The 25890-nt window shown below is 44.5% G+C and carries 22 protein-coding genes; 18 read left to right on the plus strand and 4 right to left on the minus strand.

Features of this window, described 5'->3' with window-relative positions:
• Positions 1–493: 493 nt before the first annotated feature.
• From HY811_12180 to feoB, 4 genes are read right to left on the minus strand one after another with little or no spacing between them, the layout of a single operon-like run.
• Positions 494–1549: a hypothetical protein gene (locus HY811_12180; GenBank protein MBI4835561.1), complete on the minus strand. Its 1056-nt coding sequence runs from the start codon at positions 1547–1549 to the stop codon at positions 494–496.
• Positions 1550–1552: 3 nt separating this feature from the next.
• Positions 1553–3640, minus strand: a complete 2088-nt coding sequence (gene fusA, locus HY811_12185) for an elongation factor G (GenBank protein MBI4835562.1) — start codon at positions 3638–3640, stop codon at positions 1553–1555.
• Positions 3641–3648: 8 nt separating this feature from the next.
• Positions 3649–4311 carry a metal-dependent transcriptional regulator gene (locus HY811_12190; protein ID MBI4835563.1) on the minus strand — a complete coding sequence of 221 codons (663 nt, stop codon included), beginning with the start codon at positions 4309–4311 and terminating at the stop codon, positions 3649–3651.
• Positions 4312–4313: 2 nt separating this feature from the next.
• Positions 4314–6290, minus strand: a complete 1977-nt coding sequence (gene feoB, locus HY811_12195) for a ferrous iron transport protein B (protein ID MBI4835564.1) — start codon at positions 6288–6290, stop codon at positions 4314–4316.
• A 98-nt stretch (positions 6291–6388) separates the two neighbouring features.
• On the opposite strand from feoB, the gene HY811_12200 reads away from it, so the two are divergent.
• The 18 genes from HY811_12200 to HY811_12285 all read left to right on the plus strand — a co-directional run bounded on the left by HY811_12200 (position 6389) and on the right by HY811_12285 (position 25862).
• Positions 6389–6820 carry a hypothetical protein gene (locus HY811_12200; GenBank protein MBI4835565.1) on the plus strand — a complete coding sequence of 144 codons (432 nt, stop codon included), beginning with the start codon at positions 6389–6391 and terminating at the stop codon, positions 6818–6820.
• A gap of 214 nt (positions 6821–7034) precedes the next feature.
• On the plus strand, positions 7035–7616 hold the full coding sequence (locus tag HY811_12205) for a hypothetical protein (GenBank protein ID MBI4835566.1): 582 nt from the start codon (positions 7035–7037) through the stop codon (positions 7614–7616).
• 69 nt (positions 7617–7685) lie between these two features.
• Positions 7686–10658 (plus strand): SUMF1/EgtB/PvdO family nonheme iron enzyme, encoded by a 2973-nt coding sequence (locus HY811_12210; GenBank protein ID MBI4835567.1) that lies wholly within the window; start codon positions 7686–7688, stop codon positions 10656–10658.
• Positions 10659–10736: 78 nt separating this feature from the next.
• A complete protein-coding gene (locus tag HY811_12215) occupies positions 10737–11261 on the plus strand; it encodes a hypothetical protein (GenBank protein ID MBI4835568.1) in 525 nt (174 codons plus the stop codon).
• A 27-nt stretch (positions 11262–11288) separates the two neighbouring features.
• Positions 11289–11732 carry a biopolymer transporter ExbD gene (locus tag HY811_12220; protein ID MBI4835569.1) on the plus strand — a complete coding sequence of 148 codons (444 nt, stop codon included), beginning with the start codon at positions 11289–11291 and terminating at the stop codon, positions 11730–11732.
• A gap of 82 nt (positions 11733–11814) precedes the next feature.
• Positions 11815–15549: a tetratricopeptide repeat protein gene (locus HY811_12225; GenBank protein ID MBI4835570.1), complete on the plus strand. Its 3735-nt coding sequence runs from the start codon at positions 11815–11817 to the stop codon at positions 15547–15549.
• A gap of 91 nt (positions 15550–15640) precedes the next feature.
• On the plus strand, positions 15641–16549 hold the full coding sequence (gene bzdQ / locus HY811_12230) for a benzoyl-CoA reductase, bzd-type, subunit Q (GenBank protein MBI4835571.1): 909 nt from the start codon (positions 15641–15643) through the stop codon (positions 16547–16549).
• A 93-nt stretch (positions 16550–16642) separates the two neighbouring features.
• The gene (locus HY811_12235; protein MBI4835572.1) at positions 16643–16930 is read left to right on the plus strand and encodes a 4Fe-4S binding protein; all 288 of its coding nucleotides are present in this window, start codon (positions 16643–16645) and stop codon (positions 16928–16930) included.
• Between the two features lie 559 nt (positions 16931–17489).
• Positions 17490–19361 (plus strand): fibronectin type III domain-containing protein, encoded by a 1872-nt coding sequence (locus HY811_12240; protein ID MBI4835573.1) that lies wholly within the window; start codon positions 17490–17492, stop codon positions 19359–19361.
• 54 nt (positions 19362–19415) lie between these two features.
• Positions 19416–19823: a hypothetical protein gene (locus HY811_12245; GenBank protein MBI4835574.1), complete on the plus strand. Its 408-nt coding sequence runs from the start codon at positions 19416–19418 to the stop codon at positions 19821–19823.
• Between the two features lie 28 nt (positions 19824–19851).
• A complete protein-coding gene (locus tag HY811_12250) occupies positions 19852–20604 on the plus strand; it encodes a HEAT repeat domain-containing protein (GenBank protein ID MBI4835575.1) in 753 nt (250 codons plus the stop codon).
• Between the two features lie 140 nt (positions 20605–20744).
• Positions 20745–21269 carry a hypothetical protein gene (locus HY811_12255; GenBank protein ID MBI4835576.1) on the plus strand — a complete coding sequence of 175 codons (525 nt, stop codon included), beginning with the start codon at positions 20745–20747 and terminating at the stop codon, positions 21267–21269.
• 93 nt (positions 21270–21362) lie between these two features.
• On the plus strand, positions 21363–21773 hold the full coding sequence (locus HY811_12260; GenBank protein MBI4835577.1) for a DUF5618 family protein: 411 nt from the start codon (positions 21363–21365) through the stop codon (positions 21771–21773).
• Positions 21774–22153: 380 nt separating this feature from the next.
• Positions 22154–22873, plus strand: coding sequence for a tyrosine-type recombinase/integrase (locus tag HY811_12265; GenBank protein MBI4835578.1), 720 nt, complete (start codon positions 22154–22156; stop codon positions 22871–22873).
• 29 nt (positions 22874–22902) lie between these two features.
• On the plus strand, positions 22903–23292 hold the full coding sequence (locus HY811_12270; GenBank protein ID MBI4835579.1) for a PEGA domain-containing protein: 390 nt from the start codon (positions 22903–22905) through the stop codon (positions 23290–23292).
• Positions 23293–23330: 38 nt separating this feature from the next.
• Positions 23331–24431 (plus strand): hypothetical protein, encoded by a 1101-nt coding sequence (locus HY811_12275; protein ID MBI4835580.1) that lies wholly within the window; start codon positions 23331–23333, stop codon positions 24429–24431.
• Between the two features lie 6 nt (positions 24432–24437).
• A complete protein-coding gene (locus HY811_12280) occupies positions 24438–24992 on the plus strand; it encodes a DUF4410 domain-containing protein (protein ID MBI4835581.1) in 555 nt (184 codons plus the stop codon).
• A gap of 66 nt (positions 24993–25058) precedes the next feature.
• On the plus strand, positions 25059–25862 hold the full coding sequence (locus HY811_12285) for a hypothetical protein (GenBank protein MBI4835582.1): 804 nt from the start codon (positions 25059–25061) through the stop codon (positions 25860–25862).
• Positions 25863–25890 lie beyond the last annotated feature (28 nt).

Genomic DNA, 25890 nt, shown 5'->3' on the forward strand with positions numbered 1-25890 from the left:
CTATATACTCCCTTTTCGTTCTCGGTATACCCCGGAGAGGGATACCCCTGGGGGTATAGGGGGGATGGGTAGAGGGGGGTGTTTTTATCTGTCTGGTAGGGTGCGAGATTTATAAGCTTCCCAAATCTGCCCTGTTGCCGGGATTAGTCTAATACGTTCCGGTATCATTAGAATTCTTAATCTTGAACTTATATGGAAGAATAAGGGATGAGATGAGAATCTATCCAGCTATAAGAGATGGAAATATTGATACCAGATAGCGCAGTTTCAGCGCTTTTTCGGCACCTCCGGACGATTCGGCGTGCCCCTGGACGACTCGTTGAGCCCAACGGATGAGCTGGAAAGCCCTTATCATGCCTGAGGCAGACCCGCCTCTGGCGGGAAATGAGTTAAACGGGTTTAAAACCGCCTAAAAGGCACTTAAAACCGGTTAAATAGGGAGAGAGGGGCTTAGCACTAATGGGAGTGGATTCTTAGTAATTTAATTCCCGTTTTATTTGTTTTCTTCAGGATAGAACTCGTATTCGTAGATGGTTTGTTCTGTTGGAACCAGCTGAATTTTCCTTGAAATTTCCTCTTCCTTATACTCAGTTTCTATAGTTTTATTGCCCTTATTATCATATTCAATAATATATTTCCTTTCCAATTTATTTTCAGCGTTGTAGCCAGCCTGCTCAATATTGTTCCCATTAGTATCATACTTTGAAAGTACTTGCTCCAAGACCTTGTCGCCATTACCATAGTGAACGACTTTTATTCGATTACCTTTATCATCATAATCAGTAAGCCATTTATCTTTTAATTGTCCCTCGCCATCGTATTTAGCATATTCAGTCTCTTTGCCATTCTCATTATATTTGTAGATAAGTTTGCTCACCATCCCACCATCTTCGCTATAACGGATTCTTTCAATCAGTCTGTCATGATTATCATACTTTGAAAAAGACTTCCCTTTTAGCTCACAGATGTACATGTTAATATTATATGTAATACTCTCAATCTCATTCCCCCTGTCGTCATAATTATAAAGCGTCCGGAATTTCAATTCGCCATTCCTGTATTCTTCGCATTCAATCGCATTATTTTTGACATCATACTTATAAACACTTTTGCATTCTTTTTTGCTCTTTAGATCATAATCAATACTTTCGATTCTATTTCCATTGTCATCATAGCTATTCGTATATCGATCCGTTAATACATTGTCATAATGTTTTTCTTCTTCAATCAGATTGTCCATATCGTCATATGTATACCGAAAGCAATACTGCACCTTATTTTCATATCCACTAGTATATTCAAGTTCATTTCCATTTTTATCATACCGTCGAATCTCTTTAGTCGGAAAGACACTTTTCTCAAGCACACCTCCTTCACATAGCAAAAATGTATGTGTTAGTTTCGTTATTGTTTTGATTCCCTTTAGTATTAAATATTCTATTTTCTTTTTTTTATATGTTTTATGTGAAGACTGTGGGTTTATCTTTGTTATCCAAACATAGGCAATAAGCATACTTAATAGAAGAGCTAAGACTATTAGTTTTTTCATTCGTTAACCTCCCGGTTTTTTGGTGACCACTCTGTAGTCGTGGGGTTCAAGAGAATAAGAGCCTCTGCCCTGGGTCAAGGAACGCAGGGTTGTCGCATAACCGAATGTCTGGGCTATCGGAATTGTTCCTTTGATGGTCTTGGTATTGTGCACCAGTTCCACGCTTTCTATCTCGCCTCCGCGGCGGTTGAGTTCGTTTATCACGTCCCCCAGATATTCTTCCGGCGTGACAATCTCAAACTTCATAATCGGTTCAAGTATCACGCAAGGTGTCTTTTCCAGGGCGTTCCTGAATGCAATATTCGCCGCGGCATTATAGGCGGTCTCGGTTGATTCGTTCGGGCGGAATGAGCCGTTGACCAATATAATCTTCAGGTATATCATCGGATAACCGGCGCAACTGCCGGAAAGGGTGTTGCTTAGTAATGTATCCTGTATCGGCTGGATATATTGCTTGGGGATGGTGTTAGGGAATAAACGGTTTTCCACGAATGGGTGCAGTTTCGCGTCTTTGGCGGTGCGTTCATTATAGAGCGGCTCAAGGCGGATAACGACGTGTCCGAAGTGTGGCTTTTCCCCGATTTTCCTTTCGAAAACGCCTTCTGCTTCGACCGGTTCCATAATGGCTTCCTTGTAGGCAACCCTCGGCTCGCCCACGTTCGCGGGCAGGTTGAATTCGCTCATCATCCGGTTCTTGATAATTTCCAGGTGCAGTTCGCCCATGCCGGAGACGATGAGCTGTCCGGTTTCGTCATCCGCTTTATACTGGAAGGTCGGGTCGTCCTTGGCTATCTTGGTGATGACTTCCATAAGCTTATCGCGGTCCGCGGAGAGCTTGGGCTCGATTGCCATGGAGACGACCGTTTCCGGGAACTCCATCTTTTCGTAGACTATCGGGTATTTCTTGATGCAGATGGTATCGCCGGTGAAGGTGTTTCTCAACCCGATGACCGCGACGATATCGCCTGCCTGTGCTTCCTTGACCTGGTTGCGCAGGTTGGAATGCATGATGAATATTTTATTGATGCGTTCCTGTTTATCCGTCCTGGGATTATAGACCGCGGTGCCTTCGGCGAGTTTGCCGGAATAGATACGAATATATGTAAGTTCGCCGTGGCGGTCAGTGGCGGTTTTAAATGCCAGCGCGGAGAACTGGTCTTCCGGGTCGGGCTTCCTTGTCACGGTCTTATTTTTCTCCGGGTCGTGCCCTTCTGCCGGCGGGATATCCAGCGGAGAGGGCAGGTACAGGCAGACCGCGTCCAGGACCGGCTGGATGCCGACGTGCTTGACCGCCGAGCCGCAGAATACCGGGACGAGCTTATAGGCAAGGGTGGCTTCGCGCACGGCCTGATAAAGTTTTTCTTCCGGGATTTCCTCACCCTTGAGGAAAGAATCCACCAGCCACTCCACTTTATCCGCCAGCCGTTCGATGAGCTTGGCGCGCTGCTGTTTAGCTTCTTGAAGCATTTCCGGAGGGATATCGGTTATTTCGTAATTATCCGCGCTGTCGGATTCCTTGTCAAAGATGAAAGCCTTCTGTTTGATTAAATCAACCACGCCCTGCAATGTGTCTTCTTTACCGATGGGCAGTTGCATAAGAAGGGGCGCGGCTTTAAGCCTTGTTTCTATCTGCTTAATCACAGAGAAGAGGTCGGAGCCGACGCGGTCGAGCTTATTGATAAACGCCAGGCGCGGGACGCGGTATAAATCCGCCTGGTGCCAGACGGTTTCCGACTGCGCCTCCACCCCGCCCACCCCGCAGAAGACGACGACTGCGCCGTCAAGGACACGGAGCGAGCGCTGGACCTCCACGGTGAAATCCACGTGGCCGGGGGTATCTATGATATTGATTCGGTGTTTTTGTTTGGTTCCGCTTGTATCATTGGCTTCCCAGTAGCAGGTGGTGGCGGCGCTGGTGATGGTGATGCCGCGTTTCTGCTCTTCCTCCATCCAGTCCATGGTGGCGGTGCCTTCGTCAACCGTGCCCATTTGGTGCTCCTTGCCGGTATAGAAAAGCACGTTTTCCGTAAAGGTGGTTTTGCCCGCGTCGATATGGGCGATGATTCCGATATTGCGTATCAGGTTAAGCATAGTAATTTTCAGGAACAGGTTTTTTGATTCGTCGCCCTGACATAGATATCTTCAATTACCTCCGTGTCCAGGGCGATATCCGTTTCGCCTATTTTAACGACGTAAGCCGGTTTGGTCTGGTGGACGCGGATAACGGCTCCGGGGATAAGTCCGAGCGCGGTAAGCTGGTCCAGGCGCTGGTGGTGTTTGGTCGCGATATAAGCCACTTTGGCTTCAGAGCCGCTTTTTATTTCCGATAACGGGATGACGATGGATTTTACTTCATGACGGGCTTTCGCGCAACAGGGTCCCGGAGGAATCTGGCGTCCATGCGGGCATTCCTTGGGATGCCCCAATAGCGTGCAGATGGAATCCACGACATCCGGGTTAAGGAAGTGCTCGAACGCGCAGGCATTGGGTTCGATTGAAGGCAGAGGCAAATCCAGGACGTCCGTAAAGAGCCGTTCGCTCAGGCGGTGGGCGCGGATAATCCGGCGCGCTTCGCGCTCACCCGCGGGCGTCAGCTTGATTTCATCCTTAGTTTCGGCGAGATAGTTTTCCCTGATGAGTTCTTCCAGGGCGTCGGCGGAAATGCGTTCATCCGTGCATTTTTCTATGTCCGCCCGGGTGAACCTGCCTTTTTCAATGTTTGTCCATGCCATTTCCAGTATTTCTTCTTTTCGTTTCTTCATTATTACACCCCTAATATATTAAGAATCAGGTTAACCAGGCTTCCCGTCAGGATTGCCAGCGGGAAAACGAACGCGACGATAGCCAGCGCCGTTTTCCAGCCGTGTTCCTTCAGCATCATCAAAAACTGGGCGAAGCAGGGGATAAACAGCGTAATCGTAATCGCGGCGACGATAATCTGGTGCGGGGTCAATAATCCTTGTCTATGCAAATCAAATAACCCCGCCGCGCCGTAATCCCTGCGGAAAAACCCGATAAGGAATGAACGGGTTGCTTCAACCGGCAGCCCCAGCATTCCTTTTATCACCGGGCTGGTAAAATCCTCAATTACCGTAAGCAGCCCGATTTTATCTAGGCACCATAAAGCCGCGGTGCCCAATATAAAAATCGGGACAACCTCTTTAAGATACCATTTTACACGCGCAAATGTTTTGGTCAAGATATTCATTACTGCCGGCCGCCGGATGGGGGGGATTTCCATGATAAAATCAGAGCCGGTCCCTTTTAATACTCGTCCGGCAAGGTAGCCGACAATTCCCATAACGATGATGACAACGGCGAACCACCAGAGCATTGCCTGCCAGGAGATGCCGCCCAGTAAAGCCATGATGACGCCTAATTGCGCCGAGCAGGGAACGCCGACGGCCAGGAGAATGGTCGCGATAAGACGCTCCTTTTTAGTGGGCAGGATTCTGGTTGTCATGGTTGCCATGGTGCCGCATCCCAAGCCGAGGACCATGGGCAGGATGGCTTTGCCGTTTAATCCGACAAGATGGAACAGCCGGTTGACCATTATTGCCAGGCGTGGGAGATAGCCGGAATCTTCCAGCAGGCTGAAGACCAGGAAGAACGTCCCGACAATCGGCAGGATGATGGCAAAGCTGTAAGAAATCGCCATGGTAATCAGACCGAAGTTGCCGGTGAAGAAATCACGGATGAGCGCGGCAGGTATTATCTTTTCAAACAGCCAAATCACCGCCGGATTAACATATTCACCGAATACGTTTTTCTCCAGGAAGTTTACCATGGTGCCGGCGCCGAACACGCCGACTATTTCGTAAATAAGCCACAGGACAAACAATAGCATGAAAATGCCCCAGAAGGGGTGCATCATCAGTTTTCCGAGGGAGGTTGCGAAAGTCAGCTTTTGTTTTATCTCATGCTTTTCAACCTCAGTTACAATTTCTTCTATCCGTTTAAGCCGTGCCTGATTAATAATGTAACTTAACGGCTGGCCGAAATGGCGGGCGGTTTCATCCCGTATATTTTCCATCTCACGGATTTGTTCAGGGCTGAATGCGCTGCACAGGTGTTCGATAATACTGTCATCGCCGGAGAGGAACATTAATGCTAAAAACCGGCGGCTGATATTGGAATCCGGGAATAAGCTGATGAGCCGGTTGATGGCGGCTTCTATTAACGGGTCATAAACGAAGGCGTAACGCGATGCGCTTTCGTTCAGGGCTTGTCTTTGCTGGATAATTTTAAAGAGGCTGGAAATCCCCTGCCGTTCGATTGCCACGGTCGGAATTACCGGAGCCGAAATGATTTTACTGAGCGATTGGATATCGATTTCAATTCCCAGGCTTTTGGCTTCGTCCATCATATTTAAAACGAGGCAATAAGGCAGTCCCATCTCCGCAATCTGAAGGGTGATGAAAAGAGTCCGGCGCAGGTTTTTGGCGTCGCCCACCTGGACGGTATAATTGACGCCTTCCAGTAGAATATCGCGGGTAACGCGTTCGTCTTCCGATTGGGGGATAAGGTTATTAATGCCCGGGGTATCTATTAAAACGGCGTTTGTTTTATCATGTCGGATAATTCCATTGGTTACTTCAACCGTAGTGCCGGGATAATTGGAGACGGTGACGTATTGACCGGTGAGCAAGCCGAAGATGACGCTTTTGCCCACATTCGGGTTACCGACCAGGGCGATTTTATCTTTGCCTTTGAGGTCCGTTTCGGTTCCAGAATGCATCATAATAATAGTATAATAGTTCAGTTAAGCATGCTTTTATTTGACTTTTAGTCAAAACTGTATAATATAGCCATATTCTTGAAAAATACAAGATAAAGATTATGAATTTTAATCTAAAGGTTATTTTGGCTGCAATCGCCTGCTGGCTGGCTCCCGGAAGCGGTTATTTTATACTGGGGAAAAAATGCAAGGCGTTGTTTTTGCTTTGTTCAGTTATTTTTCTGGCAGTTGCCGGCATAATACTCGCTGATTTCCGGGACGTGAGATTCCTGGATAACCCCTATTATTACCTGGGAAGGTTCGGAAGCGGTTTTATGTGGCTTGCCTCCGTATCATTCCTGGGAGAGTCGCCGCGTGGAATTATTCCGGACCAGTATTTTGATTTCGGACATCTTTATTTATGCGTGGCAGGCGTACTTAATACGGTAATCGCTTTAAGTGTTTTTATACAGTCTCCGCAACAGGCTGTTCTTCCTGAAGCATGCAAGCCTGAATTGGCTAAAGACGCAGAGCGAGAATTACTTGAAATATGATGTTAGCCAGATTATTTACCCATATTTTTCTCTTTTTATTCCTAGTGTTCCATATCTCGTTTATTTTAAGCATGATAACTACAGAAGAAAATCCGAGAATACTTGCCAAAAGCGTATTGAAGAATATATTCCTTATTTGCCTGACCGTAATAGTGTTGGGCGGTTTTTCCATGTTGATTATTACGATATTTTAACGAGGCTATGGAGGTGGTAGATGCATGAATTAACCCATCCGGTTTTACGGGAGGAATTAAAACAAATTTGTTCTCATATCGAAGAGGTTTTGCGTCATGTTGTTGAAGCATTGAACACCGGTAAAGCGCCGATTGCCGAACTGGCCAATAATCAATTGGGTAACCTGGAAAGTTACCTTGAAAAATGGGCGGGCGACTCCGAAAATAAGGAATCTGCGGCCATTATACAGACCCAGATTAAAGAAATTTATGAAGGCATCAAATGCCTGATTGAACAGGTGTTTAATAAAATTGATAAAAAGATTGCGTTCAGCGAGAAAGCCATGCAGGAAATAGAATATCTTATTGGGAACGTCAAATACCTATTGCGGTGCTTGGGCGATGTTGCCATAACAGGGAACCCTACCCTGGTTAAATATATCATCGAAACCGGCGCTTCTTTAGCGGATTCCATAGATAAATTTTCGCGTGAACATAACGAACGCATAAGCAATGGGGTATGTACATCCGAAGCAAGGTTGATTTACCAGGAAATTATGGGCCTTTTAAAAGGGATTGTCCAGAGAATCAGCACGGTTGTCCACTGGCTTAACCGCATCTGATTTTAAACTTGACTAAAAAATAGGTCAATGGTATAGTGAATTTTATTAACGACAATCTTAAATCAATATATGCCGACCATCGGTGATTTCTGTTTTGAACAAGAAAACTTGCTTGGAAAAGGCGCCTGGGGTGAGGTGTATCTGGGCAAACAGGTTTCGCTGGAGCGGCCTGTTGCCATAAAAATCCTCAAGAAAGAAATGACCCAGGATGCCGATTTCGTCAAGCGTTTCAAGCGCGAGGCGATGTCTCTGGCAAAAATGGTTGATGAGCACATCATCCAGGTATACGGCGCAGGCGAATACGAGGGGTCCCATTTCTTTGCCATGGAATATGTCCAGGGCATGCCTCTACAGAAATTCATCGACCGTGGCAAGCAATTTCCGGCTGATGACGTAATTTATATCGGGATGTCCGTAGCCAAAGCACTAAAATCCGCCTGGGAAAGCCCGGCTAAAATAATACACCGCGATATCAAGCCGTCCAATATTATGATTTCTTTTTCCAGCTCTGTTATTTGCCAGACCAAGGTTTCACGGGAAGCGGAAAGCTCTGCACTTCTTGATTACGATATAAAGGAATCCCATGTTAAAGTAATGGATTTCGGGCTGGCTAAATCTCAGGGAGGGGAGGATAAGGATGCAACTTTAGCCGGTACGGTTATCGGCACCCCGAAATATATTTCTCCGGAGCAGGGTCTTGGCAAAGCCGCGGATATCAGGTCTGATATTTATTCATTGGGAATTGTCCTTTATGAAATGGCAACCGGCCGGATTCCTTTTGAAAGCGAAACTGCCATGAGTCTTATCCGGCATCATATTTACGATACGGCCGTAATGCCGAGCCAGTTTAACCAGAATATTCCGCCTGATTTGGAAGCGGTTATCCTTAAGTGCATCCAGAAAGACCCGGGGAACCGTTATCAAAGCCCGAATGAACTGCTGGAAGATTTAGAAGCAGTGCGCCAGTCACGTAAGCCTACGCATGCCAGTTCATTCATGTCAGCAACCGGAGCGACTATGATTTCCCGTCCTGCCGGTAAGAGAAATATTGGCCGGTTAGTGGCGCTTGCCATGGTTTTAATCGCGGCCGCAGGAATTTATTTTTATACGCAGAATAACAGGAAAGTAATACCGCCTGCGCCTAATCCGGCCGTAGGTCCCCAGAGCAACGTGAATAATAATTCAAACGTAGCGCAGCCGCTGCCTGTTGAGCAGGTGGATATCGCCGGGCTTGCAAACCAGGTCAGGACCGCCCTTAAACTTAAACAATTCAGCGCGGCAAGCGATTTGATATTGAAGCTTTCCGGAATAAAAGACGTTAATAAAGATGAGCTTGACCAGTTAATTACCGAATACAGTGCGGCGTTTAACGCGGCTAATGTATCCCAGAATACGGATGCCGCCAAGGTTGAAAATGAAAGGCAGATTAAGATAAACTTGGATGCGGCAAGAAAAGAATTGGATGCGAATAATTTTACGAAAGCCAGAGAATATGTCGTAAAAGCCAGGCTTATAGATGACGCTTATCCTGAAATAAAAAGGGTGGAACAGGAGATTTCCGATAAATTTACCCTGCAAACAATAAATCCGACGCAACCGGTACAGCCGCCGGACGACCAAACTGCTTCCGGCGATTCTAATATTGTAAAAATCCAAAGGTTGATGCAGGAAGTAAGCGCTTTAATGGCGCAAAAGACTTCGGAGAACTTGAAAAAAGCATCCAGTAAAATAGCCGAAGCTTACAGCATAGTAGCGCAGGATAAAACCATCCCGCCTGAACTGGTTAAAGAGATTAATATCATTATCCAACAGGTATCAAGTGAAAAGGAAAAAATAGAAGCGGATGAAACGAAAAAGGAAAGAAAGAAAAATTATGAGAGTTTTATCGCTTCCGGTAAAAAATTACTGCTTGAATATGATTGGGATAATGCAATCATGGCTTTTGAGGAAGCAAAAGGATATGCAGATGCGGGTAATGATAAGGTTGAGGCGGAAAAGCAGTTAGAAAGAGCTAACGGGGAGAAACAGAAATTAGACCGTTTTAAATCGCTTATTGCCGAAGCCGATAAGTTTATGGGAGGCAGTTCCTGGGAAGAGTTCGAGCAGGCGTTAAAAATATATAATGAAGCCAGTAAGGTTTTGGATTATAAAGATGATGCCAAAAACGGCGTTAAAGATACGAAAAAGAAATTAAGTGATTATTGTTATAACCAGGGGCGTGACTATGAGGAAAAACAAATATATTTGAAATCTCTGGAGTGGTATGAAAAGGCTTTGAATGATTATGCGAGAGTCGGAGGCGATGATGAAACTATCCGCCGCCGTAGGGAAGAAATTTCAATGGTTATAAAAGCTCCCGATAATATGCAATTCGTAGATGGCGGTGAGTTTTTAATGGGAGAGGAAAAGAAAAAAGTATTCCAACCGCCTTTCTTTATAGATAGATACGAAGTGACCAATGAGGATTACAAGAGGTTTTTAGATGCGATTAAGCAAAATAATCCCCACATTAAATGCCATCCGGATGAGCCTAAGCAGGTTAATAGCAGTCCCAAAGACCATACTCCCCAAGGATGGGCAGACGGGAAATTCCCTCCTAATGAAAGTAAATATCCGGTGGTGGGTATTGATTGGTACGATGCTTATGCTTACGCACAGTGGGCGAATAAACGGCTTCCCACCGAAGCAGAATGGGAAAAGGCCGCCCGCGGTATGGACGGTCGTATATATCCGTGGGGAGACGATAAAAAGAAAAATAACGTGAATATTGCCCGTTCTTCAAAACAGGAAGATAGAGGAGTGATTGCGGAAGTCGGAATGTTTAAGGAAGATAAAAGCTATTGCGGTTGTTTTGACATGGAGGGTAATGTTTCCGAATGGATAGCGGATACCGATCCCAAAAACAATCTTAAGAAACTGCTTAAAGGCTTTAGCTTTATAGAATTACTGACTCCGCTTTATAAAAAGACTTCCATGATGATACATGACCGTTTTGGCCATATCGGGTTCCGGTGTGTAAAACCGCTTGAAACAATCAAATAATTCTTGACGGCGTTTATATTGAAATATACTATAAGCCTAAAGTTTGATGATAAATTAATTGTTGATAAGGAGAGAAATATGAGAAAGGCATTGATGCTGTTGGTGATATTAGCGGCTGGTGTTATGATAAGCGGTTGCTGGGCGACCAACTCAAAACTGATGGATGAAATTTCAAAAGCAAAAAGCGAAATAGCAACCCAAACAGACGGAAAAATCGATGCCGCTAAAAAAACATCGAGTGATGATGTTAAAAGGGTCGAAGGCAGGCTGGACAATGAAAGCCTTCAGAAACTGGCCGCTCTCCAGGAAGAGTTGTATAAACTTAAACAAGAACTGAATAAAAATATCGAAGATAAAACAGCTGAATTATCCAAATTATTTAATTCGATTAAAACCCAGTTGGATACCGCAAAGCTGGCAAACGAAGACCAGATTATCCAGCTTTCCAAGGATTTACGCACCGTCGGCAATGTCCTGGCGAATATGCTGGATGCACAGAAAGAAGGCCTTGACCGGGCGTTGATTGAATTGCAGAAATGGCTCCAGCCTAATCCGGGCGGCGGTTCGGAGAAACAGCCTCCGGTTCCTCCTGAAGAAGAATAAAACTAAAAAGTCTTTTGTCAGGTTTTAATGGCATATAAATTAGCAACTTCCGACCTGCACAGTTGGCGTGAGGTAAGCGGCAAGAAATCACTTCCCGGTGAAATGCTTCTGGATTTGGCGCCTCTTGTTGATATTATTTTTACGCTGATTCTTTTCTTCATGCTCACTTCCCCTTTTGTCACCCAATGGGGGATTAAAGTTGATTTGCCCTCTTTAAAACAGGTCGCGCCGGTTAAATTTTCGGAGTTGGAAATTACCATAACCGCCGTTAACCAAATTTATATCCAAAGCAAACCTGTTAATATGGCGTCTCTGCGCTATGAGTTACGGAAAGCCGCGGTTCAGGATAAATCGGTCAGCATCGTTTGTGATTCTAAAGCGCAATTGGGTGTTGTTTTGGAAGTGCGCGATATCGTTTTAGAATCTGGTGTTAAAAAGCTTAACTTGAGAACACGCTTAAAATCAGAATAGCCTATCCTCATTTTCTTGCCATTTCTTTGGCGCTATTTAAAAACTCTTTACATTTAGGCGATGATTAGCTAAAATACGCCTTATGAAATGTCCCAAGTGCCAGACGGAAAATCCCGAACAGGCAAAGTTTTGTATTGAATGCGGTACTAAGGTGAATGTCCGTGAAACGATGGTGGGCATGGAATTTGATAAGTCAATATCCGTTGCCGCAAGTGAATCTGAACGCCGTCTGGCGACAATTATTTTTGCCGATTTAGTCGGATATACTTCTTTGGCTGAAACCATGGATCCGGAAGAGGTCCACGCTTTGCTTGACCTTATTTTTTCCCAATTTGAAAAAGTCATAAAGGAAAAAGGTGGTTATGTTGACAGGCTAATCGGCGATGCTTTAATCGGCGTATTTGGGATTCCTCATGCTTCGGAATCAGACCCTGACCAGGCGGTTCATGCGGCTATTCAAATGCGTAGCGAACTGAAGAAGGTATCATTAAGTTACGGCCACGATTTATCAATCAGGGTCGGCATTAACAGCGGTGAAATCTTATGGGGCAGTGTAGCTGGTGGCGACTCGACCGTATGGGGAGATACCGTTAATGTGGCACAGCGCCTGCAAACCGCCGCTTCAATTAACTCGATTATCATTTCACAATCAACTAAACGGCGCCTTAAACAAGGGTATCGTCTGAATCAGATTGCTTCTCTTAAATTAAAGGGAAAGGAACAGTTTGTCCAGGCATATGAAGTCATCGACCTTGAGGAAGTTAAATTGCCTGCGGCTATTCCGTTTGTTGGGCGCAAGGAACAACTTGAGGCGTTGCAGCAGTCAATAGAAAAAACCATTGCGGATAAGAAGCCGTCTTTGGTTTTATTGACCGGAGAAGCCGGCGTTGGTAAAAGCCGTCTTCTGGAGGAGTTCAACGGATTTATTAAAAATGCGCCATATGAATTTAAGATTTTTACGGAACGCTGTTTACCTCATGCGCAATTGCCTTATGACCCTTTATCTGGAATCATCCGCCATTATCTTGACCTGACAAATTTGTCTTTAGCGGATGCGCAGAAACGCTTGGTAAAAGAGGTTGCCCGACTGCTTCCGGATAGCCCGCTGGCGCATCATTTCCTGGGGTTTTTCCTGGGGATGAAATACCCGGAATCACCGCTTGAAGAACTTACCCCGGATGCCGCCCGCACCTCGGCGTTTAATATCCTGAAAAGGCTTTTGGAACGCGTCTCTCAGGATGTCAGTTCGTTGATTATTACCATAGAAGATTTACAGTGGGGCGATATCGGAACCAAGGATTTCCTTAAATACTTAAATGATGCCGCATCGAACTGTGCCGTGATGGTGATCGCTACGGTTCGCATGCAGGAAAATATAACTGATTATATAAATCATGTCAGGGAAAATATCAGGACCGTTTCCGAATCACGCTGGAAATTAGTGGAACTTACGCCTTTTTCCAAGGACCTGACCAAGCAATTTATTGATTCCCTTATAAAAAACGCGAAGATTTCTACGCGCTTTGTAGATGAGTTATGGATAAAAACCGGTGGAAATCCACTGTTTCTTGAAGAGCTTTTGAGGGGGTTGATTGAGGAAGCTGCTTTTGATACGGGTGGTGAAAGCGGGGTGATGTCTTTACCGGAAAACGTCTGGCAAATCATCGAAAGCCGTGTTGACCGGCTTTCTGATGCGGAGAAAAAAACCATTAAAGTTGCTTCAGTTTTCGGGAGGATTTTCTGGGAAAAAGGATTAGAACAATGTCTTCAGCAGACTGTGCGCGAAACTCTGCATCAGCTGGAATCAAAAGGATTTATCGTCCGTGATACCGAAAGCTTGTACCGGAACGATTCCGAATATAGTTTCCGCCATGAACTTATCCGCGACGTCTGTTACCGTATGCTCCTGAAGCGCGACAGGATTAATTACCATCATATTGTCTTTGATTTCCTGCAGAATAAGCGTAATAGCAATGAACTCAGCGAAGAACTTTATCTCAAGCTGGGTAGTTATCATGCGGAAGAATCAAACGAATTGAAAACCGCCATAGAGTTTTATGAAAAATACGGAGACTATGAAAATAACCGTTATATGTTGGATGAATCTTTATGGGTTTACCGCAAGGCGCAGGAATTGGTTGATAAAGCGGAAATTAAGGATGATCCTGCGACTAAAGTAAGGCTGATAGAGAAAGAAGCGGAAATTTACTACTATCTTTCACGGTATAATGAAGCTGTTGAGCGTTATGAAAAACTCAGGGTTGAGCCTCCGCACTGGTCTTGGCGTGTCAAAGGACTTTTGGGTATCGCCGAAGTTCACGAAAAGCAATCTGATTACGAAGCGTCATTCCGTTATGCCGGCGAAGCCGCTGAGATTGCCTTTCACGGGCAAAATAATTATCTTTTGGGGAAATCGCTCAATCTCGTGGCGCTTTCGCTTATCGGCAAGGGGTTGTATGGGGGAGCTTCTAAATTAGCCGAAAGGGTTAAGGCGTCGTTTACCCAGGCGATGACCGAGCCATCCATCTCACCGCAGCAGTTAAGCCAGATTAAAAAAGAGCTGGCAAACAGCTTGAATAATATCGGCTTGGTTTACTGGTATCAGGGGGAATATGATTCGGCCATGTCCGCTTATGAATCGGCTTTGGGCGTTATGGAGGAAATTAATAACCGTTACGGTATCGCTGCTTCATACATAAATATTGGCAATATCCGCCGTGACCAGGGTAATTACCAATCGGCCCTTGATTATTACCAAAAATCGCTGACCACTTCCCAGATGATTGGAAGCCGTCGCGGAATGGCTGTGGCGCTTCTTAATATCGGCGCGATTTATCACGATAAAGGAGATTACCAGAAGGCGCACGAATATTTTAACCAGAGCCTTAATTTAAGCCGTGAAATCAATGCCAGGCGTGAGGAAACCGTTGCGCTTACTTCTATCGGTAATCTTTACCATGACCAGGGTGAATACGGACGTGCCCTTAAAACTCATTTGGAAAGCCTTCCCTTAAAAAGGCAGTTGTCTGAAAAAACCGAACTGGTGATTGCGCTTCTCAATATCGCCACGCTTTTCTTTGAACGCGGCGATTACGGCGAAGCCGCTCCGTTGGTTGCCGAGGCGGAACAGATTGTCAGCCAGGTCAAAGCCAAGATGGAAATTATTACCTCGCTTAATACCATGGGAAGGATGCTGGTGTATTTCGCCCTTATGGGCGGTTTACCCGGGACGTCAAAAGCAACACTTTTTAACAAGGCAAAAGAATATGTCCAGACCGCCTTGAAAATGGCAAAGGCCTTAAACCTGAAGACGCAAACTTTGGAAGCTATCACCTCACTTGCTTTGCTCAATGTCCAGGAAGGCGTTTCTAATGTGGATTCTCATCCAAAGACAACGCTTAATAATCAGGATGGGGATATCTTTTTCCGGGACGCGTATAAATTATTGAAAGAGGCGGAAGCTTTACTGCCGTATATTTATAATAAAGAATCGCAGATACATTATTATTTTGCCTACGCCCGTTATTATTTGGAAATTATCAATTACCTTGGTAAAAAGAAAAAGGACAATGCCGTGGCGCGTGAGCTTGAACAAGCCATCCAGGAAGTCACTAAAATTACTACCAAGGCTTTAAATATAACCCAGGAGCTCGGTCTTAAACGGCTCCAGCCGGAAGCCATGTTCCTTTACGTCCAGGCGCTTTCCGTTTCAGGGGAAAAAGACAAGGCGGCAAATTATTATGAAAACTGCCGCCAGCTGGCTGAAATGATGGGGCTTAAACCTTTCCTGCGCATGACGGCCCGTATGCCGGTCTGATGATAATTTTGGACAAAGTCCACGATTTTATTTGACAAATATCGACTAAACGTTTATTTTTGTTTTCTGATGCTTAAATAAAATATAGGAGATGAATCATATGGCACAACAGCAAACGGCTACGGCAACCAAAACCAAAGAATTCTGGAGATGGAAAGAATATAACTGGCATGATGATGCCAAGGATTGGAAGAAAGCGAAAATCGTAACTGCCGGAGTCGATGTCGGTTCGGTTTCGTCCAAAACAGCCATCATGATAGATGGTGAGCTTTATGCCTATAGCCTGATGCGCACCGGAGCGGATAGCCCACAATCAGCCCGCAAAACTATGGAATGGGCAATGGAAGGCACAGGAATGACCCTCGATAATGTCCAGTATGTTGTCGGAACAGGTTATGGCCGTGTTAACGTTCCGTTTGCCAAGAAAGCCATTACGGAAATCGCCTGCCATGCGCGCGGCGCTAATCATATCTGGGGTCCGACCGTTAAAACGGTTCTCGATATGGGCGGCCAGGATTGCAAAGCCATTAAATGCGATGAAAAAGGCAAGGTCACCGCATTCCTGATGAATGATAAATGCGCCGCCGGAACCGGGCGCGGAATGGAAGTCTTTGCGGATTTACTTTCTGTCCCAATCGAAGAAATGGGGGAATGGTCGTTCAAAGTGGATAAAGAACCCGAACCTGTTTCTTCCACCTGCGTGGTGTTTGCCAAGTCAGAGGCAATCGGGCTTTTGCGCCAGGGTTGGCCCAAGGAAAAAGTGCTGGCGGCATATTCCTCTGCCATGGCTCACCGTGTATTTACGCTTCTGGAAAAGGTCGGAGTGGAAAAAGACTTCGTTATTACCGGAGGCATCGCCAAGAACGTCGGCGTAGTCCGGAGAATCGAAGGCGAGCTTAAAATAAAAGCCCTTGACAGGCCGTCACAGTATGACCCACAGCTGGCCGGCGCAATCGGTGGGGCTCTCTTTGCCAAAGCCCTGGTGGAGAAGAGCAAGTAAGAATATATAAGGTGATACGTTAATAGAGTTGATAAGGGCATAAGAAAAGAGATTCTTATCAACTTCCAAACTTATAAACATATTAACTGAAGTATGCTGGCAAATTACGGTTACAAAGACGGTTCCGGTGAATTTTTCATCACCATAGATACGGATAAATGCAACGGCTGCGGCGATTGCGTCAAGGCATGCCCGGCAAAGGTGTTTATTACCGGCACGGACGAAAGCGATCCCTTTAGGGATTTGCCCGTGGCTATGGTTACCGACGACCACAGAAAAAAGCTCAAATATTCATGCGCACCATGCAAACCCACCGCAGGCAGACCCCCTTTACCCTGCCAAGCAGCCTGCAAACCGCAGGCAATAGTTCACTCGTGGTAAGATAGAACACCCCGCTCTGAGGGACCCCGATTAACCCCGCTCCGCTGCGCTTCGGGGACACCCCGAATAATCGGGACCTTCGGCCGTATGGGGGTAGGGAGTCCCGTTCGGCTGAGCTCACGACGAAGCCCGAAGGGGGCGAATAGCACGAATCATACCGAATGAGACGAATTATTCGAGTGATTCGTTCTATTCGGTTTTATTCGTGTTTATCTTTAATCCGTGTAAATCTGTGGTTAGAAAAAAAGATTGACAGATTCGTTTGATTGAGTATAATCAAACCTGCTTGTAATTTGGGGGCGGTAGGTGTCCCCTGGATTAGAAGGTTGTTCCTGTGAAGTTAGGAAGGATGCCGGTTTATTAAATACGGCGGCTCTGGTCTTCGCGGGGCAAAAATATTTTACTCAAATAAATATTTTTGCTTGACAATTAGATTAACTAATGCTATAATCAAAACAATTAATTTATTCGCCCGGACACAAAATAGATTTAAGCATCTTTGAGTAATCACCTGATTTTAGCGGGCTATTTATCGCTATCAAATCGAAAAGGAGGGTGTATGAACAATCTGTTGAGATTAAGCGCGATTGCCTTATTAGTTTTGGTGCTGCTGGGATTAGGCGGCAAAAACGGAATCTTTGCCGATGATGACACAATCAGCGGGTCTTCAATAAACCTCAAAGAAAGGCTTACGGCTAAAGCGCAATCATCCTCCCGTTCTGATTTTATCCCTGCGGCGTTTGATATCGTCAATAGCGTTTTCGTTGACAAATCACCGGAAAATATCAAGGTAACCAAAGCATCGCCACTTAAAGCCAATCTGGACGGGGTGGAAGTGGAAATCATATTACCGGCAAATGCGCAGGCGAAAACAGTCTTTGATTTCAGCATAAAGTTGACGACGCTGACCTTTTCATATATCAGGCCGCTTTTAGCGGTAAATGATAATTTCACGCTAAACAATTACGAGATAAACGGCGTTTCCCCGTTTTTCCCTTCCAGCGATTTTACATATACAAACACCCCGTTTACATATAATTACAATGCTCCGTTGCCGAATCCGGTATTCCGCTGGAATCAGGTGCCGCTTGCCTATCAAACCGGATACAAATTCGTGGATTTGGGAGCCAATGTTCCCTGGCAGCATGCCGGTTACATTAGCGAGTGGAGCGGAGACAATGTCACATGGACATTCAAGAATGTTTATCCGATGTCAAACGGGGACTTCAAATTCGCCGTATTTGTCGATGGCAGGTGGATAACTGCCGATTGGAATGATATCATCATCGGGTTTGTGCCGGTTGACGACACGTTAACGGTCAGCGGTGGAGTTGTTGTTCCCGCCGCGCCGAGTAACCTAATCGCCACAGCGGTTTCCTCATCGCAGATTAACCTTGCTTGGCAGGATAATTCGGATAATGAGGATGGATTTATTATTGAACGCTACGCTGGTTGGGAAAGTGTTTATGAACAAATCGCTACGGTTAACGCAAATATTACGACTTATCCTAATGCTTATTTGTCAGACTACACACTTTACACCTATCGTATTAAAGCATTTAATCAAGCAGGGAATAGTGAATTCTCTAATGTAGCAATTGCCTCAACCCTTGCTTATATTCCTACTATTGGCGAAATGAAAGGATTACTTAACCAGTATTATCAGGCAGGCCTAATTAAAAACAAAGGTATTTATACATCATTTCTTGCGAATTTTAACTGCGCGTATGATGCTTTGTTAAAAGGAGATATTCTTGCCGCAATTAACCAGCTTCAAGCCTTGCGTAATAAAATTGAGGAACAAATAGCCGCATTAATAGCTAAAGGGATTGAAGAAGGAGTCGAACAATTAAAATTATTGCGTACCTATGTAGAGCGATTTCTTAACACCATTTTATCTCCTGCTCAATGGGAATGGACAACTCCACTACCACCTCCTGCACCGCCATGGATAATAAAACGAGATGCAAATAATTTAACAATTCTAACTGGTAATGATAAAAGTAAAACATCTACAGATTTAAAACCCACCAATACTTTTAAATATAACTGTTGTTTGTCTATACAGTTTTTTGAAGAAAAACTAGACCCTGAAAACGAAATAGGAGTCATGAAATACAGTAAAGCTTTAGAGTTATGGGGTTATGGAAAACCTGTTGTGATACAAATTATACCGCACGGTAACGAAGGATGTCATTGTGAATGTAAAGAATGGGGATTCGTCCAAATGCTTAAAATGACAACACATATTAAACAAACTAATAACAATAATTGGGAAGAAGTCGAAACCATGATTGACGGAACAACTGTTCAAGCAACGCATGATTGGAAGATAGAATCAACACCAACGGAACAACTAAAAGAGGCGGCTAACGAATTAATAAAACAAGGTGCTTTGACTAATGAACAAGCTGAAGAAATTATAAAATAAGCAGCTCCTTATCCTCAATTTAATCGGTCTGCTTTAGTGAACGGGAACTCTGTAATGGTAGATTGGCCTCAATTAATCAATCCATGGGATTTTAAAGTAACGCTAAAAGGCGAAAACGGTGAAACGAAAGAAATAACTGAAGGGACGAGCGTTAGGGCAAAATACGAATTTAAGACTTGGATTATCTGCAAAGACCCGCCTGGAGTAATTGGATATATTCATTGGGGTTTTACGGTAACAGTTGACGTTAAGAAGAAAAATGGAAAATACGAAGATGGAACGACCTATACTATAACCGCTAACCCGGAACCAAAATTTATGCCGGCGCCGGAGGCTAACGGGTGGGATGAGTTAACTCCAGAACAACAAGAAGAAGCGCAAGCAGAATATGACATTTATAAGAACCTTCTGGGAAATAGTTATAATCAATATGCGGATGTTCTGAAATGTTCTGAAGAATAAAATGATGAGGATTGCATATAGAGGAACTGTGAAAACAGCTTGCTATAGGTTGTTTTCCATAATGGTTTTATTTTCTATATCACTATCATCTTGCTCAAGCTTTTCTGTCGAAACGGATCATCAGATATTAGAAATAGACAAGAAAATAGAAGAAATCAGGAAAATAATTATTGAGAGAGAGAAATCTAATCAATATTGGTTTGGCGATTATACTCGAAAGGAAATAGAAAAGAAGTTGGCTATATTAGACATCATTGCTTCTGCAAAAGATTCGGTAGCAACGAATAAATTAATTGCCATTTTAAAAAATGATTCTCACCCTCACATAAAAGCTCTTGCTGGATTAATATTGGGTGATATAAAAGAAAACCCCATTGTTACTCCATCATTAATAGAAGCTCTAAAACAAGATAACGACCCTGTTGTTAAAATAAATCTTTTACACGCGCTAAAGATTTCTACGAATATTGACGCGGACAAGCTAATTTATTCTAAATGGTATAGCCGTTTGGTTTCTATTGCCGAGGATGAAGGAGTAACTCTTCTTTATGATGCCCCCCCAATCTGGAGTCTTGGAAGAAATCCTTTCCTGCTAACATTTCATCGCTCTAAAGTCACAAATGATTATTACCAAAATCAAATTGATACGAGAATCCAGGATAATATACAACAGGTTTTAACTGATATACAGTTATCTGATGAGGATGTTATGGTTAGAAATGTTGCCGAGAAATTCCTTTTAAAATATTCATCTTCGGCAACATTACCGCCTGAAAAGTGAAATCCTGAGCGTAGCCGAAGGGTAAAAATTGGCACCCCAATACCTTTGCAATAAAGGAGTTATATCGGCACCTAAAGGTAGGCGAAGTGAAATCCCGCAATAGCGGGGCACTGGGATGTGTCCCGAAATTCCCGATTAAAATGAAAACAATCGCTTTGGCGAAGAGGTTAGCGTCTGCTATAAGAGATAAAAAGAGGCGGTTCAGGGGTAACTATAAATATGAGTCTGATTTGGAGAAAGAAGTTTATAGTATTTTCAGGAGAATCATTAAAGCAGAACTTAATTTAAATGACAACAAAAAGCTAAATGACATAATTATTACTCATGGGGAAACAAAACCAGAAAAAGATAGATGGACTGCTACTAAGCCTTGGCAAGACGTTATAATTAAAGGCTGTCATAATACTTCTGATATCGTAATAAGATTGCCAAAAAGTGAGCAAACCATAGCGATACAACTTAAATACGCTAAAGATAATATTACCGGGCATATTCAAACTGTAGTCGGGCAATGTCTTATTGCTTCTTTAGGAGGGCATTCTGCTGTCATAGGAATTGTAGTTTCAAGACGGAAGTTTGACGAGCATCATAAAAAAGGTAAACTAAAACGTCTTGTCGATTTACTAAGACAGCATAATATATTTCTTGTTGTTAGGAAGATATAGATTTGAAATGTAATACGGGGCGGCTGGAATTACTGTAAGCAAAAGTATAAAATAATCATTGACAAACATTTAATAATTTTGTAAGATACCACTATGAAAGCGCAGCGACAGCGGAGTCCCGCCCCAAGCGGGGAAGCAATTAGGTATCTTAATAATGCCAGGGGCATCCTGCGGAAAGCCCCGCGGGAAGGACGGGTCTATACCGATATCAAACCGGTCAGGGAAGCTTGCGGCACGGCGTATTTAGCCGTTCTTGAAGCCATCAATGCATATCTCTTGAAGCAGGGGCTGACAAAAAAAGAATTGCCCCGTTCCATGGAGGCTTATCAGAAAACACTCCGTAAATATGGTGGTATCCACAATGGTAAACTCTTCCGTGACTTTGATAAACTCTATGATGAATTGCATATTGCGGGCTACTACCGGGGACTTCTCTGGGGAACAGGTGCGGTTCAGGATGCTTTTAACCTTGCCCAGCAGTTTATTTCCAAATTATCTAAATAAAATCTTGACAAATCCATAACTATCGTTTATAGTCGGTTACAGGTATAACAGTTTTTAAGCCTGTCACCTTTCGGTAGAAAGGCGACAGGCTTTTTATTTGGTTATCACCTCCTTTAACATACCTAATTCATTATTATCTAATGGGTTACATTCACCACAAAGGCACAAAGAGCACGAAGGCGTAATCTCTTGTTTTCTTCTTTGTGACCTTTGTGTATTTGTGGTGCATTTTTTCTAATTACCTATCATATAAGCTGTTAAATCTTATTGCCATATCCGATACCCTGTCGCCTTTCTACCGAAAGGTGACATCCGTGCCTCAAGCCCCTTTTCATGACGTTGTAAACTTGCTATGATGATGGGAAAAAGGAGGCTTGAGTATGCACACTGAGGGCGTTCAGCACGAAGTGGGACAATGGGTGTTAAACGGGCGAAAGTTCCTGACTGACGAAGAAATAAGGCGGTTAAAGAGAGTTTGCGCCCTGCCCGCCGGGCAGGGACTCCCTATCGTCCCGCAGAGCGAAGCGGAGCGGGGTAGAACAGAAAGGGAAAGAGTGATTATTAACCTGGGACTTCTGGCTGGTTTAAGGGTAAAGGAGGTTGCTGACCTGAAATGCGGGGATATTTCTATCGGGACACAAATGTCTTCCCTGACTGTCCGTAACGGCAAAGGCGGTAAGATGAGATTAGTCCGGTTTAATGGGGAACTGAAGGAATCTATTATGAACTATTTAAAATATAAGGAGGCAAAAGGTGAGGAATCAGGGACAGACGACCCCCTGTTCAAGTCAGACCTGCCCCCCGACCCGCCTGCCGGCGAGGCAGGAAGCATCGGGGTTCAGGCGGGTAAGAACAATAAACAGATAAGCAGACGCACAATTCAGCGGGTATTTGAACGGATGGCGAAAACGGCTGGCATTATTGGACATTCTTTTCATCACTTGCGACACACCTATGCCAGCCATTTATACCGGGCGAGTGGATATAACCTGCGGCTTGTCCAGAAACAGTTGGGCCATGCAAGCATCAAGACCACGCAGGTTTACGCGGATGTCTTCGATGAAGACTTAACGAAAGCAGTAGAGAAGTTGTATATATAATGAATAAATAAAAAGGGAGGAATAAAACGATGAACCAGATAAAATGGATGATTGTCTTAACAATAGGATTAATCCCGCTTTTGGCAATGGGATGCGCTTCTATCATAACAGGAACCTCACAACAGGTTAATTTTAATTCTAACCCTGCTGGTGCAAAGGTCGTCATTGAGCCGGGTGGAACAACCGGTACCACCCCTTTTACCGCGAAATTGGCAAAGGGACGGTCCTACACATGCACGGCAACAAAAGACGGGTATGACCCGGATACCCAGCATATCGGAAAAGTTTTTAACGGCTGGTTTGTTGGAAATGCTCTTATTGGCGGTATTCTTGGGGTGATAATTGATATTGCAGACGGAGCCTGGTTTAACTTAAGTATAGAATCTGTAAATTTTCAACTTCCACCCAAACAAAAATAAGCAGGAGGGGCTTTATCGTGAAAAGGCTATTATTTGTTTTGCTGTTAGCGATCACTTCGCTTGGTTACGGCGGGATGTGCAACAAATCGGGCGGTGGTGGAGATACCTCCAGCGGAAGCAGCGCACCTCCTCCTCCATCACAAGTAGGTTCATGGGCCTATACCACAGTAGTTTCTACCGATTGGACTCTTGGTAATACTTCCATTACCATAGATTCCAATAATAAGGTTCATGTCTGTTGCTATGACGACACGAACGGTAACCTTATATATATCACCGATGCTTCCGGTCCCGTAGTTGTCACAACCATAATTATCCCCGGTGTGGTTGGCCAATATAACTCTATTGCACTGGATTCCAATAACAAGATTCACATCAGTTGTTTTGACTATACTAACCGTGACTTAATATATGTAACGAATGTCTCAGGTTCGTGGGTTTATAGCACATTGGATTCTAACGGTGCCGTTGGTATGCATACTTCCATTGCCGTTGACAAGAATAACAAAGTCCATATCAGTTATGTTGACCTTAGCGATAATTTGAAATACGCTACTAATGCCTCCGACTCATGGGCCATATCTACCTTGGATTCTGCCTATAACGATTCAGATACTTCCATTGCGCTGGATTCCAATAATAAAGTTTACATCAGTTATGAATATTATGATGGACTGGATACCAGCCTTAAATATGCCACCAATGCCGGAGGGGGCAGTTGGATTTATACGACCTTGGATTCTTCGGTGGCTGATATCGGTTATTCTAACTCCATTAAATTGGATTCTAATAATAAGGTTCACATTAGTTATGAAGATTTAACTAACAAAGACCTGAAATATGCCACTAATGTTTCAGGGGCTTGGGTGCTTGCTACCCTGGATTCTACCGGCTGGGTTGGTTATAGCACCTCCATTGCGGTTGATTCTAATAATAAGATACACATTGCTTATTATGATAATACTAATTATGACCTTAAATATGCGACTAATGCATCGGGTTCCTGGGTCTGCAAAACTTTGGATTCTGCCGTTGATGTCGGTTTTGCTTGCAGTATCGCCAGGGATTCTAACGACAAAATTCATATCAGTTACTATGATACCACGAATGATGATTTGAAATATGCCACGAATAAATAAGGAGATATGATGAAAAATAAAACGTCCCGACCGAAGGTATCGGGATTGGCTTGTCTTATCTTACTCATGGGCATGGGGCTAATGGGTTGTAATTCGAAATACTTTACCGTTCTTGAAGCCCCTTCAAAACCGTTTAACAATTTTAGTCAAATCGAGATTAAGGAATTACAGATTGATATTGCTGATTTCAACAACTTGTCGCCGGAAGAACAAGCAGGCACACAGAAATTTACTGCCGGGCTTTCCCACAGGCTCCAAGCCTGTTTCTTGGAGAAAGGTTTTTTCGTTTCTAAAACAGGCGAAAAGCTAATCCTTGAAGGGCGGGTGCTTGAATTTAATCCCGGAAGCAAAACTGCCAGATGTCTGCTGGGCGTTTATGGGGTAGGGAAAGGTAAAATTATTGTTGAAGTGACGTTTTCCAGCCAGGATGGGACGCTTATTGCCAAAGGCACTGCCGAAGGCGGCGTGTCTACAGGAACATTAGGCGGAGAGATGACGGAAGCCGTAGAACGCCTGGTCGATGCCATTGCCGATTTCGTGGAAAAGAATTATCAAAAGTAAATGACAATGTGCAAGATGATTCTTAGTATTTTAGTCCCGATATAATCGGGGAAAGGAGTTTGAGATATGACACCGGACATAATAAAGTTCCACATCAAACTGGGGTTTCCCCTGTTTGAGGCGCCTTTGAGGTCGTCCGACCAATGGGCGCAAGTGCTCGGGCTGGTCGCTCCCCAGGTAGATGCCAAGCGCAAACTTGCCGTCCCGACCGAGCAGACCTTCGCGGATAAAATCGCCGACCCGTCTTCAGTCGGTTACCAGGAAATCATCTCCGGCATCACGACCACACGCAAAGGCAAGACCCAGGCCATGGTTTATAATGCCCAGCGCCAAAAACTCAGGGATGCATTTTTGAAATGGAGCCAGAAACTCGATTTCATGTTCGCGACCGTGGACGGAGTCGAGGCGAAACGGTTTAAAGAGGCCGTTGCCGCGGCAAAGAACCTCTGGGGTGCGGGCGCATCTAAAAGTCTCTTGCGGGCAACCGGCACCCGTTTGGAAGGCATCGGCGCTTCCATTATCGCCGCCTACTGGCTGACCAAACACAAGAAAGCGGTTGGCTCTATCCGGACCGGGACAGACCAGGTCGTCTCCGGCTCTCCCTTTAATATCTGCCAGCCAGGCTTAGCCAATACGCTCGTCTCGGCGCTGACGCAAAACCTGACCTTCGCTTTAATTGTGGCACAGCAGTCAGAACTTGACCCGGCAATCCTGGCTGTCCTTAATGCCAGGCTTAATATGGTTGCCCAGATGTTTATTGACCCCGGCTTGGGCTTGGTATCTTTTAGTCCGGGTGGTGGTTCACATTTGGATATCATCAACGACTCTGTATTAGGAGAAATGGTGTCTGTGAAAGTTAGTCAGGTTTAAAAATGCGAACACGAACCTGCCCGAATGC

The organism is Planctomycetota bacterium, from assembly GCA_016207825.1.
Lineage (GTDB): Bacteria > Planctomycetota > MHYJ01 > JACQXL01 > JACQZI01 > JACQZI01.